The 14,963-nt window shown below is 40.7% G+C and carries 11 protein-coding genes and 1 pseudogene; 3 read left to right on the forward strand and 9 right to left on the reverse strand.

The genetic code is table 11. The features are described from left to right. Window positions 1–106: 106 nt before the first annotated feature. The 6 genes and pseudogenes from RWP09_RS09865 to RWP09_RS05595 all read right to left on the reverse strand — a co-directional run. A pseudogene (locus RWP09_RS09865) lies at window positions 107–166 on the reverse strand (YSIRK-type signal peptide-containing protein); the annotation flags it as partial. 242 nt (window positions 167–408) lie between these two features. Continuing rightward, window positions 409–1,587: a hypothetical protein gene (locus RWP09_RS05575; protein WP_314434913.1), complete on the reverse strand. Its 1,179-nt coding sequence runs from the start codon at window positions 1,585–1,587 to the stop codon at window positions 409–411. A 17-nt stretch (window positions 1,588–1,604) separates the two neighbouring features. After that, complete coding sequence (gene addA, locus RWP09_RS05580) at window positions 1,605–5,255, reverse strand: helicase-exonuclease AddAB subunit AddA (protein ID WP_314434916.1); 3,651 nt, start codon at window positions 5,253–5,255, stop codon at window positions 1,605–1,607. Then, a complete protein-coding gene (gene rexB / locus RWP09_RS05585) occupies window positions 5,252–8,527 on the reverse strand; it encodes an ATP-dependent nuclease subunit B (protein WP_314434919.1) in 3,276 nt (1,091 codons plus the stop codon). The genes addA and rexB overlap by 4 nt, the downstream gene beginning before the upstream one ends. Before the next feature lie 106 nt (window positions 8,528–8,633). Next, window positions 8,634–9,053: an EVE domain-containing protein gene (locus RWP09_RS05590; RefSeq protein WP_314434921.1), complete on the reverse strand. Its 420-nt coding sequence runs from the start codon at window positions 9,051–9,053 to the stop codon at window positions 8,634–8,636. Further along, entirely contained in the window at window positions 9,046–9,507 is a 462-nt protein-coding gene (locus RWP09_RS05595) for a MarR family transcriptional regulator (RefSeq protein WP_314434925.1), read from the reverse strand. The genes RWP09_RS05590 and RWP09_RS05595 overlap by 8 nt, the downstream gene beginning before the upstream one ends. A gap of 146 nt (window positions 9,508–9,653) precedes the next feature. On the opposite strand from RWP09_RS05595, the gene RWP09_RS05600 reads away from it, so the two are divergent. The 3 genes from RWP09_RS05600 (at window position 9,654) to RWP09_RS05610 (ending at window position 12,276) form a co-directional block, all read left to right on the forward strand. Further along, a complete protein-coding gene (locus RWP09_RS05600) occupies window positions 9,654–10,463 on the forward strand; it encodes a Cof-type HAD-IIB family hydrolase (RefSeq protein WP_314434929.1) in 810 nt (269 codons plus the stop codon). 141 nt (window positions 10,464–10,604) lie between these two features. Further along, complete coding sequence (locus RWP09_RS05605; protein ID WP_314434932.1) at window positions 10,605–11,513, forward strand: ATP-binding cassette domain-containing protein; 909 nt, start codon at window positions 10,605–10,607, stop codon at window positions 11,511–11,513. A 10-nt stretch (window positions 11,514–11,523) separates the two neighbouring features. Beyond that, complete coding sequence (locus RWP09_RS05610) at window positions 11,524–12,276, forward strand: ABC transporter permease (RefSeq protein ID WP_000581958.1); 753 nt, start codon at window positions 11,524–11,526, stop codon at window positions 12,274–12,276. Between the two features lie 40 nt (window positions 12,277–12,316). Here the strand turns inward: RWP09_RS05610 and RWP09_RS05615 are convergent, their stop codons facing one another. From RWP09_RS05615 to aguB, 3 genes are all read right to left on the reverse strand, one after another. Continuing rightward, the gene (locus RWP09_RS05615) at window positions 12,317–13,195 is read right to left on the reverse strand and encodes a HAMP domain-containing sensor histidine kinase (protein WP_314434935.1); all 879 of its coding nucleotides are present in this window, start codon (window positions 13,193–13,195) and stop codon (window positions 12,317–12,319) included. Further along, window positions 13,192–13,893, reverse strand: coding sequence for a response regulator transcription factor (locus tag RWP09_RS05620; protein WP_314434936.1), 702 nt, complete (start codon window positions 13,891–13,893; stop codon window positions 13,192–13,194). Before RWP09_RS05620 ends, RWP09_RS05615 begins: the two co-directional genes overlap by 4 nt. Before the next feature lie 191 nt (window positions 13,894–14,084). Then, window positions 14,085–14,960 (reverse strand): N-carbamoylputrescine amidase, encoded by an 876-nt coding sequence (gene aguB, locus RWP09_RS05625; protein ID WP_261232640.1) that lies wholly within the window; start codon window positions 14,958–14,960, stop codon window positions 14,085–14,087. Window positions 14,961–14,963 lie beyond the last annotated feature (3 nt).

The following is a 14,963-nucleotide window of genomic DNA, read 5'->3' on the forward strand; positions in this document are numbered from 1 at the left end:
ACTCTGTCACATATTTATAGTGAACACCTTTAGTCTCTTGAGCATCCACAGATGAGCTAGCTAATACAGACATAAAAAATAAACTTGAAATCGTTGCAGATACAAGTCCTACTGATAATTTTCTAAATGAAAAACGTTCTTGCTTTTCACCAAAGTACTTTTCCATTATTCCTCCTTGAAATAAGATTTAAAAATATGTAAGGTAAGTTTTATTATATTAGCTTGTTATCTTATAAAAAGGTAACACACTTCGATTATACTCTTAATTTACCAAAAAGTCTTAAAATTGCGTTACGTTTTCATACTTTGTTTTATATATAAAATACCAAGTAATAATGTTTGCAATTTCCTATTTTCTCTTTTTGGATAAAATGTAACCTACCATGAAATTTCCACGGTAGGTGTTACTTATATCAATAATCGTTCTAAAAATGGTTTAATACAGTTGATGAGGATTCCTTCTATCCAGTTTTCTTGTGCTGAGGAGAGATGCTCTGCTTGAAGGCTTTCTTTTAGAAAATATCGAACTTGTTCTGGTGTGATTTCAAACTCAAAGGCTTTCATTTTATAGAAAAAGTCGAGCAGATGGTCTGACAGATATTCGGTTGAAAAGGGAACTTCTCCACTTTTTCGATATTCTAACATGAGCCGAGCAAATCGGGCTTTTTCTTCAGGAAGCTCACGGAAATAGGAATTGAGGAGCCAGGTCTGCTTCTGTTTTCTTTCAATTGGATCTTGACTGGCAATTCGTTGGTCTTTTTCCAACTCTTTTTGGTATTGTTTGGCCTTGATAGCCCGTTCTGTCCGATTTTTACCAAAAATAATTTTCTCCCACTTGCGTTCTTCTTGGGTTAGGGTTTCTGTAAAGCCAAAGTAATCTTGATAGGCACGCTCTGCTGGGCCCATAGCTAGAACCAGATTATCTGCATATTGCTTGGCGATTCTATCTCTCTTTTTGCGCTCTTTCTCAGCCTGGATACGGAGTTCTTGCTCGTAGTCAATTTTCTCCTTACCTAGCTTTACAAGATAGAGTTGGTCATCTGGTTTTCCAAGTAAGAAGGGTTTGATACATTTTTCAAGAACTTCTTCCATACGAGCCTTTTTCTTTGGCTCCGCCTTGGTCCAACTTCCTCCCTGAAAGACTTCTAGGAAAAGCTGGTAGTCTCTCTCAGGTGTAAATTGATTGCCGCGATTAGGCTTGAAAACATCTTTTTCCCAGAGCCATTTTAGAAGTCGCTCGTCAAAGTCACTTTTATTGATCTTGATTTTCTCCTTTTTCTGGGCTTTTCTGGTCAGATTTTCAACCTTTCTGAGCAGTTTTTCTTCCTCTTCCAGTTGCTGGTCAAGGGACAATCGATGAAAATGACGAACACAGTCGCTACCAATTGGAAAGAGGCGTTGACCTGTGACACCGTTAAAGAGTTCGTAGGCGTACTTGATGGCATTTCCACAGACACAATTGCTACGGCCAATACCGTTAAAAATCAAGGAAACTTCATTCCATTCCTTGGTAGCTTGTTCCCAAGTATCAGCTTTTGAAGCCTGTAAAACCGCATCATGCAGGGATTTTCTAACTGGGAGTGTCATGAGGTCTCCTTTCTAGATTATACTTTTACAACTTGAACCTCGTCTTTACCGAGTAAAATCAAGTATTTTTCAATATTTTCAATCGAATAGGCTCGGGATAAAGCCTCTCCGTATAGTACTAACTGACCACAATAGCGGTCTATGAGTTGACTTGGTTCATCATAGCGGTCTGTCTTATAGTCGAACAGAACGATTCTGTCCTCGTAAAGCAGATAGCCATCAAGGATACCACGGACAACAAAGTCTTCCTGACTCTTTTGGTCTCGTTTGAGCATGGAGAAAGGTTGCTCGCGATAAAGATGGTTGGTATTGGCAAGAATTTCCTGACCGAGTGCTGTGTCAAAGAATGCAAGAATTTTAGCAAGATTGATCTTGTCTCTGACAGTTGGGCTGGTTTGAACTTGTTTAAGAGTTTCTGTCAGGCTAGCAAGCGTTGGTCGCTGGCTGAGGTCCATTCTCTGCATGAGTTCGTGGGTAGCACTACCAATTTCAGCTCCAGTTACCTTTTCTTTGCTTGAAAAATCTGGCAAATCAAAGTTGATTTTCTTGTCTACTGACTGGCCTTGACCTGCAATCTCGACACCTTCCATATCCATAACTGGTTCGTAGAATTTCTTGATTTGACTTGGTGTTTGAACACTAGGAAGTTCAATGGCTGCACGGTGAATACTATTATAAACTTCCACCTCTTTCAGCATTTCAAGAGCTTCTTTAATGGTTTCTGACTGACGATTGTCTGCTTGGGAGCTATCTTGGAGAGGACTTTTGTTTTCCAACTGACCGATAGCTTCTCTAGTCAGCTGATCTTCACCAACAAAACGATAGCTAAAGTTGAGATGATCCTTGGCAAACACTTTACTGATAGCCCAAAGCCAATCTTGGAAATTCCGTGCTTGCAGTCTAGTATTGCTATTTAGTTTTCCATTTTTAGCTGCTGGGTATTCCTTGGCTTCCAGCTTTTCGCGAGAACCCTTGCCGACAAGATAGAGCTTTTTCTCAGCCCGCGTCATGGCAACATACAGCAGACGCATCTGCTCTGAATAGCTAGCTAGCTGTAATTCCTCTTCATTCTGCCTATAGGTCAAGCTAGGAATGGAGAGTTTGATGGTTTTAGGATAGTGCTCTTCCACTGCTCCTGTATCTATCTTGGCAATATACTTGACACCTAGTCCATTTTTACGGCTGAGAATGACTTCTGACATAGAGTCTTGCTTGTTGAAATCTTGATCCATATTGAGGATAAAGACGTAAGGAAACTCCAGCCCTTTACTCTTGTGTATGGTCATGAGCTCTACTGCATCTTTTGGCGGTGCGATGGCCACGCTTGCAAGATCGTGCTGGGCTTCTAGGACCTTGTCAATCATACCAATAAAACGTGACAAGCCTTTGAAATTGCTCTTTTCAAACTGGTCAGCTCGCAGTGCTAGAGCATAGAGATTAGCTTGTCTAGCAGGACCATTTGGCAAGGCTCCAACATAATCATAATAAAAACGGTCATTGTAAATCTTCCAAATCAAGTCATAGAGGGAGTGGGTTTTGGCATACAAGCGCCAAGAAGCCAAGATATCCATGAATTGCTCTAGTTTTTCAGCTAGAGCTGTGTGAATCAAATTTCTATGGCTACTTGCCTGTTTTTGAGCATTGACCAGTTTCTCATAAAGATTCTCTTGAATTTTATCATCTGCTTTCTGAAGGGACAAACGTGCTAACTCGTCCTCATCAAAGCCAAACATTGGAGACTTCATAAGGGCAACCAAGGCATAGTCTTGCAGGGGATTGTGAATGACACGAAGGGTGTCTAGCATGACTTGCACTTCTAGGGACTGGAGATAATTGTTTTGCTCGCCGTCAGTTTTGACAGGAATTCCGTACTCAGACAAGGCGAGGAGAATCTGGTCATTTCGACTGCGACTGGAGGTCAGAAGGGCAATTTCTTTAAAGGCAACACCTTTTTCCTGATGGAGTTCCAGAATCTCCTTGATGACCAGGCGCATTTCGCCTGTTAGTTTCGTTTCTGTTTGACTCTCTTCTTCCTCACCTGTATCGTCCTTGTCGTAGAGGAGAAATTCTGCCTTGTTATCTGGATTGGGAGTCAGTTTGGTATTGGCAAAAACAAGCTGGTGCATGTTATCATAGTTGATTTCGCCGACCTCTTGGTCCATGAGACGTTCAAAGACATCATTGGTTGCTGATAGCACTTCTGAACTACTACGGAAATTTTCCTTGAGGAGAATCAGCTTGCCTTCGTGTGGATTTTGCGCATAGCGTTGGAACTTTTCATTGAAAATCTGCGGATCTGCCTGACGGAAACGGTAGATAGACTGCTTGATATCTCCCACCATAAAGCGATTGTGTCCATTAGAAAGTAATTCCAGCATCCGTTCTTGAATATGGTTGGTATCCTGATACTCATCGACCATGACTTCGTGGAAACGCTCCTGATAACCCTCACGGACTTGCGGGAAATTCTCTAAAATCTCAATGGTGTAATGGCTGATATCAGCGAATTCAAAGGCATTTTCCTGACGTTTACGCTGACGATAAGCTTCCACAAAATCACTCATGAAGGCTTGGAAGGTTTTAGCTAGTTCCCATGTGTCTTGATGGTAACGTTCTTGATAGTCGAGAATCGTTATCTGGTCTGACAGTTGTCCTAGTTTAGCAAACTGGGTCTTTCTTTCTTCGTTGTAGGCATCCGCCAGTGGCTTCAAATCAGCCTTGCGACTAGCATTAGTCAGGGCCCGACCGTTTTTCTCTTTAGAGATGGAGACAACACGCGCAAGCACTGCTTGATAAGCCTGACTATCGGACTCTTGATTTAAGGAGCCAATTTCATCCAGAATCAACTGAACATTTTCTAAATAGGGAGCCTTTGCAAACTCCTTGGCATCATTATCCAGATGATAACGAAAAAAGCTTTCCAAATCCCAAAGGGCTTGCTGGATTTGTGTGATCAGTTTTTCTTTTTCACTGGTAAAATCAGCCTCTTCAAAACCTTTGAGGAAAGATTCACTTAACCATTTCTGAGGATTGCTGGTGGATTGGAGGAAGTCATAGATTTTATAGACTTGCTGGCGCAGCCCCCGTTCATCCTTGCCACGCCCAGCAAAATTTTTCAGCAAATGACTAAAGGTATCTTTCTGTTTACCTTGATAATGCGCTTCAAAGACCTCATGAAAGACTTCGTTTTTTAGAAGAAGTTGCTCGCTTTGGTTTTGTAAAATACGGAAATTAGGCGCAATATCAATCAGATAGCCATGTTTGCCAAGGAATTTTTGTGTGAAAGAGTCCATGGTTCCGATGGCTGCGTTGGGTAGATCTGCCAACTGGCGTCCCAAGTGTTGTTTGAGGTCGACATTATCCGTTTCTTGGATTTGTTGGCTGATTTTTTTCTCCAAACGTTCTTTAAGCTCTGTGGCAGCCTTAACGGTAAAGGTTGAGATAAAGAGTTGACTGATTTCCACTCCACGCGCTAATTGATCTAGAATGCGCTCGGCCATGACAAAAGTCTTCCCAGAACCAGCCGACGCTGAGACAAGGATATTCTGAGCAGAAGTATAGATGGCTTCGATTTGCTCGGCAGTTTTTTTTTGTTCCTTGCTCGAGTGCGCTTCTGCTTCTTGCAATTTTTGAATTTCCTCCTCAGTTAAAAAGGGAATGGGCTTCATCGATTCAACTCCTCTCTTATTTTTTCAAACCAAGCTTGCTTGAGTTTTTCTCCGACCAGACGCTTGTCGTCAGCCAAGTCCAACTTTTCTAGGAAACGGGCTTGGCCTAAGTGGTAATTGGCTTCAAAGCCTGTGATGGCTTGATGTTGCTGAACATACGGTGCAATACTTCTGCCATTTTCAGTATAAGGGTTAATGGCGAACTGACCTGCTAAAATCTTCTCAGCTGCTTTCTTGTAAAGTTGGGCATTGTAGTCCAGTAGGAGCTGGAATTCCTCATCTGTCAGCTGGTTGGCCTTGTTTTTGTTGTAAAATTCGCCCAAATGACTGCTTTCTTTTTCTAAAAAGAGTCCTTGGTATTTCATAGACTTGCTAGCTTCTACTACTGCACCTGCCAGACTTTTAACGGCCATCAGAGATTGAACAGGTTCAGCCATTTCCAAGTACATGGAACCGAAAAAGTTGTTCTCTCCTTCTCTTTTTAAGGCAGCTAAATAGGTTGGCAACTGGGAATTGAGGCCATTAAAGAAATGAGGAAACTGGAACTGAGTTAGACTGGATTTGTAGTCTACCACTCCTATCGCCCCATCAGCTTTCAAACGGTCAATCCGGTCAACCTTACCTCGTACAAAGACACTGCGACCATTGTCCAATTGAATAAAGGCCTGCTCTTTGCCGCCAAAATTCGCTTCCTCTTTGATGGTTTCGATGGCTGGATTGTGTCGGAGAATATGTCCAGTCGTCCGTGCTACATCAAGCAGAACTTCCTTGGTGAACTGGGCTTCTAAACTTTCTTGATAAATAGCCTCAAAATCGCGTTCCTGACTGGTTTCTTGGATAGCTTGTTCTAGACGTTGGTCAAAGGAATCTTCATCAGGTAATTGCAAGGCCCGTTCAAAAATACGGTGCAAGAAATTTCCGTGACTGCGGGCATCAGGACGTAGGCGCAATTCCTCCTGCAAGCCTAGAACATAACGGAGGAAATAACTGTATTGGTTTCGGTAAAACTCCGTCAAACCAGACGTAGACAGGTAAAATTCCTGATCAGCTGGATAGAGAGCCTGCAAGGTATCCTTGGTCAACTGCTTACTGCTTGGACTGGTTGGGAGGGCTGGATTCTCCAAACCTTGCTGGTCTAGTTTTTTACCCATGACACGCGCCAGAACCTTAATAAATGTCAAATCTTGCTCAGTCTCACTCATATCGCCCTGCTGGTGATAGGCAACCAGACTAGATAAAAGACTGTGATATGAACCCATATCTTCCTTAGACAGCCCTTTGTGATTCATCCTCTTCTCTTTTCGACTAAATCCAAAATGGACCAGCTCTTGAAGATAGGCTGACTCCTTACTTTCACTTTCGTTAAAAAGGCTTGGAGCTGACAAAATCAACTGCTTACGCGCAGAATTGACCAAGGAAAGCATAGTATAGCGATTTTTCTTGAGATTTTCACTGCTGGCAATCAGTAATTGCGCCCCATCTTCTGTAGCTTGGTTTAAGCTCTGTCTTTCTTCGTCTGTCAAAAGACTGGTGTTTTGCGCAATTTTTGGTAAATTGTCCTGAGTCAGCCCAATGGCATAGACAAAGTCAGCCGTTAAGGGCGCAATCAAATCGTAACTCTGCACCAGAACGGTGTCCACTGTCGCTGGAATGGTACGGTATTGAGATAGGCTCATTCCAGAATGGAGCAAGGCTAGGAAGTCTTCCATACTAACCTGTGAACCAGCAAAAACGGTCGCAAATTGTTCTAAAACATGACAGAATGCCTTCCAAACTTCGGCTTGTCTTTCCTGTTCTAGGACTTCCATAGTGGCTGTCAAATCTTGTAACTGCTTAGTTACTGCTCCTTCTTTTAGAAAGACATTCCACTTTTGCAAGAGATTTTCAGACTTTTGTTTTCGGCTAGCAAAAAGAGTCTCAAGAGGTGTTAAAACACGCAGACGAAGAGCATTTAAACGTTCTAGATTAAATTTTCCATGGTGGGATTTGGTAAAGGTTTGCTGAAAGGCTGGCAAGCCATTGATACCAAGATAACGGATATATTGCTCAAAAGCATCAATATCGGCCTGACTGCAGTCTGTATACAGACCTGTTCTAAGAAGGTTAATCAAATCCTCCTGACGGAAACGATAGCGTTTTAAAGCCAAAATAGACTCAACAAACTGAGTCAAGGGATGATGAGCCATGGATTCGCTTCTACCAAGATAGAAAGGAATCTGATACTGGTCAAAAATCGTTTTTAGAGATAATTGATAAGAAGCTACATCCCCCAAAAGAATACGAAAATGCTTGTAGCTCAGGTCTGGATTGGCATGTAATTTCTGACGAATGCTACGGGCTACTAGCTCCAACTCCTCCTTTTGCGTCAAGCAAGACCAGATTTGTAAGTTGTCACGGTCCTTCTCATCGACATCCAATGTTAATTCTGAAAAGTCATAAGAAGACTCCAGCAAACGAGAGGCCTTATCAAAACTATCCATCTTTTCATGAGTTTGAGAACAATCCAGAGCAGACGTTTGGTATTTAGAGGCTAGATGATGGAGAAAGTCCACACTGGCTTGATAGAGATTGCCTTCAGCGAATGGACTGGTATAAGCTTTCTTACTAGCATAAGCCCCAATAACGATCTCAACACCCTTGCCATGAAGTAGATCCACAATCCGCTCTTCCTCAGCAGAAAAACGAGTAAATCCATCAATAACCAAGGCGATTTGAGTAAAATCACTACTAACTTTGTCATTCTCAATAGCCTCAATCAAATGGGACAACTGACTTCCTTGAGCTAACTGGCCTTGATTGAGATAAGCCGTTACCTTCTCAAAAATCAAGAGCAAATCGGCCCTCTTGTCCTCATCCGTCAAACTCTCCAAGTCCAAAAAACTCATCTGAGCTTTGGTCATCTCGTGGTAAAGATCAATCAACTGCTGGATAAACTGAGGATCTTGTTTAATCGCACCATAAACTCGTAACTCTTTGGAATCAAGTTCAGCAAGGCATTTATAGAAGGCCATCCCAAGGCCGATGTCATCAAGACTGGTCTTTGTAGGCAAGTCATTTAAAACCAGGTAACGAGCCATCTGAGCAAAGCGCGTGACGGTAATCGCAAAAGAAGCCTGCTGGGACAAGCATTCCAGCACGGCGCGTTCCTTTTCAAATGAAAGAGAGTTGGGAGCAATGTAGAAAACCCGCTTACCAGTAGCAACCAGCTCTTCCGCCTCTCTGGTCAAGATTTCTGTCAAAGAAGTCCGAATATCAGTATACAGTAATTTCATCTCTGCCTCGTTTGGTTTATCAAAGTTTCTTACTCTATTATAGCAAAGTTCTCTTCACAGTCCAAATCCAAAATTCTAGTTGAAAATCATTTAACTAGCAAATCAATCATACTTCATCATCCACTTTCATATAATGAAAGATATAGAGGAAAAAGTCTTTGGAAACTTCAAAATGTCCATAACGAAGCCGAGAAGTATAGTCTTTCCATTCAGGATGTTGTCTGGTTATTTCTATGGAACAATCTTTGACTGGTTGATAATACTCAACATTTCGTCTAAAGGGAAAGAATCCTTCGAACTGCTCTACTTGATAGGCTTTGTCGTCTATAATCTTACCTACAGCCACAAAAGTCTGTAACTTATCCTGACCGTTCATATCGTATTTTGGACTATAGTATAAAAGATAGTCACCTTTTTTCATACGGTTTAAAGGGCCACCCTTCCCATGACAGACCTGACAAAAATTCCCTTCAACTCCTCTTAAAACATGATTCTTCGAAACAACTCCGACCCAATATCTAGGCATTTTTCTCCTCCAACACTGCTAACATGCGATTAAAACTTTCTCTATCGTTAGAAAGTTTTTCAAAAAATTTTTCATCAATCCCTTCTACTAAGGGTAAAGCTTGATTGACCTTCTCTGCGCCAGACTTCGTCACTGAGACAAGTTTTGCCCGACTATCCTTTGGATGCTGATCACGTCTAATGTAGTTCTTCTTCTCCAGTAGCCTAACAATCTGGGAAACCGTCATGACATCCATTCCAGTGAACCGAGCAATATCAACTTGCGTTACATATTCCTCTCTATTAGACAGAAACAAGAGAGAGGTTAAAACGATAAATTGGGGCAAAGTGAGGCCAACTGATTTCAAAACTCTTTTTAAGTTGCTTTCCCACTTGTTGTAGACTTTGATGAAAAGAAGACCTGTAGACTCTGTTTCATCATTTTTGTAAATTGAATTAAAGTGATACTTTGACATTATTTCTCCTTAAATATTAAGTATACATATTATATAAGAATTTATTTTATTTTTCAAGAAAAAGAAAGTGAAATGTTACAATTCTGTCAGACATTTTATAGTCTATATGCTATAATAAAAGCAAAACACCTAGAAAAGGAAGTCTTATGATTAAACTACTAGCCTTGGATATGGACGGAACCCTCCTCAATGAAGCCAAGGAAATCCCACAAGCTCACATTACTGCTATTCACCAAGCTATTGAAAAAGGTGTCAAACTGGTTCTCTGTACGGGGCGCCCCCTTTTCGGTGTCCTCCCCTACTACAAAAAACTGGGGCTGGACCTCCAGAATGAGTATGTGATTGTTAACAACGGTTGTTCAACTCACCAGACAAGTGACTGGGGACTAGTTGACTGGCAAGAACTGAGTCCAGCTGACATCGAATACCTCTATGATTTAGCTGAAAAAAGTGATGTTCAGTTGACTCTTTTTGATGAGGAACATTATTTTGTCCTCGGTGGCAAGCCAAATCAAGTCATCCAAAACGATGCTAAGTTAGTCTTTTCAGACCTGACTGAAATTTCTCTTGAGGAAGCGACTAGTGGCAAGTACCGTATGTTCCAAGGGATGTTTTTAGGGACAAAAGAGCAAACAGATGATTTTGAAGATCGTTTTGCTGGGGAACTCTGCCAACGATTTAGTGGAGTTCGTTCACAGCCTGTCATTTATGAAGCCATGCCACTTGGTACGACAAAGGCTACCGCTCTTTCTCGACTAGCAGATATTTTGAAAATTGATCCATCAGAAACCATGGCTATGGGCGATGCTAATAACGATATTGAAATGCTCCAATTTGCAGGTCTTGGTGTTGCAATGGGAAATGCCAGCGATTATGTCAAATCTCTTGCGGATGCCGTTACAGCCAGCAACGAAGAAGACGGCGTTGCGCGTGCCATTGAGAAATATATTTTATAATTAAGAAGCCCAGTTCATGTCAACTGGGTTTTGATATTTAAGAATTCCTAAAACTTTAGAAACTCTTTAGAAATCCTTGAGCTTTCTTTGATTTCTATGCTTTATACTAAAGTTATCAAAATAAATCAAAAGGAGAGAATCATGAAAACAGTACTTGACATTCATGGATTGTCCAAAAACTTTGACAAACAAGCTATCCTTCAGGATCTTCATCTAACGATAAGAGAGGGAGATATTTATGGGCTTATCGGGAAGAACGGAGCTGGGAAAACCACCTTGATAAAAATTATTACGCAACTACTCTTTGCGGATAAAGGAACAGTTTCCCTCTTCTCTAGCCATTCGGAAAATGAATGGAGCAAGGCTCTATCTCGAGTAGGTTCTGTTATTGAATCACCTGTAGCTCATAATCACTTAACAGCCTATCAAAATCTGAAATATTATTGTATGATTCGTCATATTCCAAATGCTGATCAAGTCATTCGAGAAACGCTGGACTATGTAGGTTTGTCAGATACAGGTAAAAAAGTCTTTCGTGATTTCTCACTAGGAATGAAACAAAGACTTGGTATCGCCATTGCCCTCCTATCCAAACCAGACTTCCTGATTTTAGATGAACCTATCAACGGTCTCGACCCAATCGGTATTAAAGAATTTCGATTAATGATTCAACGGCTCAATCAAGAGAAAGGGATCACCATTCTCATCTCTAGCCATATCTTGTCAGAACTTTATCTCCTAGCTAATCGTTTTGGTATTTTAGATCAAGGCAAGATTATTCGTGAAATCAGCAAAGCTGAATTTGAAACACTAAGTGAGGATTACATTGTTCTTAAGACAGCTGATCAAGAGAAAGCTTGTCAAGTATTGAAAGAACAAATCCAGCTCCAGTTCAAGGTTGTTAATCCAGAAAATGAAATCCATATCTTTGGTCAGGAACAAGATGTCAAACAGATTCTCAAAGAATTAACCTTGGCAGATGTTGACATTGACGAGATTTACTATGCCCGTCAAAACCTAGAAGAATACTTCACTCAATTGGTCCAATAGGAGAAAAATCATGATACATACCATTCAAGCAGACTTTTACCGTCTTTTCCGTTCCAAAGGTTTTTGGATTACAGAATTCATTCTCTTTATACTCATGTTAATGGGGGCTATTTTTGGGGCTACTGGCCATCTGATGGCAATCCAGACACAAGAGCCAGAAATTCCAACCCATGGCTGGGACGGTGTACAAGCCCTGATTAACGCATCTAGTCAAGGTTCAAACCTCGTTTTTCTCTGCATAGTTCTAGCCTGCCTCGTTCTTGGAGTTGATTTAATCGGCAAACTCTATAAAAATAATTTAACAGTGGGTGTTTCTCGTACCGAGTTTTTCCTTGCAAAAGCCTTTGTATTGACTTGTATTGCACTCTTGCAAGTTATCATCAGCCTTGTGATTGCCTTTATTCCAGCAACTATCTTAAATGGATTTGGCACTATGCCTGATGGCTTTATTGGCAATCTACTGATAACCATTTCCCTTCAATTCCTTTGCCTCCTTGCTTGGCTTTCCATTGTTTCCTTCATCCTCTATGTTAGTCATTCTTATCTTGCAGTATTTATTGGCTATTTGGTCAGCTCTATCTTACTTTCTATGCCAATGCTCATCTTCCCAAGTATCAAAATTTTGCCATATTTATCATTGCAGTTTTTCTATGCTATGACTGCTAATAGTGAATCCATTTTCTATACCCTTATAGTTAGCTTAGCTGTTATTGTAATCTTTAATCTAAGTGGACTGGCAGTTTTCAAAAAGAAAAGTCTATAAAAAATGACCTCCTCTAGCCTACAGAGGAGGTTTCTTTTTGTTAAAAATAAATGAAAACCGACAACCATTGCCCATCTGTGCTTAGTTTCATATCTGCACCGAGAAGATGACATAATTCCTCAGTGATATAAAGACCTAAACCAGAGGATTCTTCCGTATCAGATAGATTTTCAGAATAAAAACGGTTGCTGAGATTTTCTATTCTTTTGATGGGCTGTTTGACAAGGTTTGCAATTTCTAAGACAAGCTGTTCCTTTTCCTTTCTCAAAGATAGACGCGCTTCTTCCTTGCCATGCTTGAGGACATTTCCAAGCAGATTTTGTAAAATTCGATCCAGTAAGTCCTCATCAGTCCTCGTTTTTAAACCAGCTTCAACCTTAAAATCAAGCGTGATATTTGCCGCCTGAAAAACATCATAATAAGCCAGAGTCTTTTTGGTGATAAAAGCTGAAAGATCCACTTCTTCCAGTTTTGGTTTGACAGCTCCTTCCATCAAACGACGATATTCTAGGAGAGCCTCCAAACGTTTGGAAACTAAATCAAGATGCTGGGCGATTTTTTGTAAGGTTTCTGATTGCTTTTCAGGAGACTTTATCAATTGTTGGGTGTAACCTGAAGCGATAGTCAAAGGTGTCCGAATATCATGGGCGATATTGCTGATGGCCATATCCAGAGTCTGCTTTTCCCTTTTCATCACCAACCGAGATTGTTCTACTTCCTGAAATAGATTCTCAATCTGCTGGTAGAGATGTAAAAAATGTTTGGAAAAAATGCTGATTCCGACTCTTTTCATACTACCCGTGAGAATCTTGTCTTCAATCTGTTGACTCAAGTTTTTAAGTGCTAGGTGGTAGCGAATTAATACAATCGATAAAATAGTTAGGAGTATCAGTAGAACAAAGATTATCATGTAGGTCATTGCTTGTCTCCTTTTAATCTTACCCCAACGCCCCAGATGGTTTCAATATATTCTTGATTTGGGTCAAGCTGGTTTAATTTTTTACGAAGATTACTCAAATGCGTATTGAGAGTATTATCTCCAGGTAGGTAGCTATCCTCCCAGACTAATTCATAAAGTTCTTCTTTTGTAAAAATTTTCTTAGGGTGTTTAAGGAGAGTTTGGAGAATTAAGCATTCTTTCTTGGCAAGACGAATCGTTTCCTGACTATTTTTGATTTCAAAACTTTCTGCATCAAACTGGATATTTTTCAAATTTTGTGGCAGATTTTCAGTTTTTTCTATTTCCATAGACTGTTTTTCTACACTTTGGCGCAGTTGAACAGTAACTCTGGCAAAGACTTCATCCAAATCAAAAGGTTTGACTATGTAATCATTGGCACCGTCTAAGAGGTATTGACTGATTAACTTCTTATCGCTCAAAGCTGTTAGCATAATGACTGGAGTTTGACTTTGTTCCCTGATGGCTTTTAAAACCTGATCCCCATTTTTCCCAGGAAGCATGATATCTAGCAAAACGAGGTCAATCCCACCTTGGTCAAAAAGCATGATTCCTTCTGTACCAGAAAAGGCTTGAATCACCTCATTCTCCTCAGTAAGAAGTGTTCGTAAAATCTCTTGAATGTCACTATTGTCTTCAATAACCAATATCCTAGCCATAAATACCAACCTTTCTGCAACTATTATAGCATGTTTTATTGATAAAGCTTAAACAGAAAATCTCCTCGCATAAAAGTGCGAGAAAGCCTTAGAGGGTTAAAATATAAAATCTACTTACTAGATGACCTAGTATCCTTATAGTTGCAAATAAGAAGTTAATCTAGCAGAATGAATCTCTCATTTCTCTCCTACTAGTCCGTAATACGTCGATACATTTCGGGTCTTCTATCTCGAAACAAGCCCCAGTTTAGGCGTTCGCTTGCTCCCTTGTCAAGGTCATAAGTTGCTAACAGAACAGCTTCTTCTTGTCTTTCAGCTCGCTCTAGAATAGCTCCTGTTTCATCCGTCATAAAGGATGAACCGTAGAAGTCAAGACTGGAACTCTGTCCACCATTTTCCTCACTAGAAGTGACTTCTTCTAAGCCATAGCGATTGGCTGCGATGACTGGAACAATATTTGCTGCTGCGTGTCCTTGCATGGTACGTTGCCAGTGACCACAGCTATCTGTATCCAAGATAGGTTCCGAACCGATAGCTGTAGGATAAAAGAGCAATTCAGCACCATTTAACGCAAGACAGCGGGCTGTTTCAGGGAACCATTGATCCCAACAGATACCGATACCAATCTTGGCATAGCGAGTATCCCAGACCTTGAAACCTGTGTTACCAGGCGTGAAATAAAACTTTTCTTGATAATAATGATCATCTGGTATGTGGGTCTTTCGATAAACACCCAGCACCTCACCATCTGCATCAATAACGGCAATAGAGTTATATAAGACATTGGCATCTTTTTCATAGAAACTGATCGGTAAAACAACTTGTAGTTCCTTAGCAATCACCTTAAAATGCTGAATGGCAGTATTTTCTGTCACCGACTGGGCATGCTGGTAGTAGTCATACTGACGTTCCTGACAGAAATAGGGACGTTCAAACAACTCGGGCAAGAGAATAATTTGTGCACCTTGTTCTGCAGCCTGACGCACTAAACGCTCTGCGGTTTGAATATTTGTTGCCACATCCTTAGCGCATTGCATCTGAATGGCTGCAACTCTTACATTTCTCATCTT

The sequence above is a fragment of the uncultured Streptococcus sp. genome (assembly GCF_963521255.1).
Taxonomy (GTDB): domain Bacteria; phylum Bacillota; class Bacilli; order Lactobacillales; family Streptococcaceae; genus Streptococcus.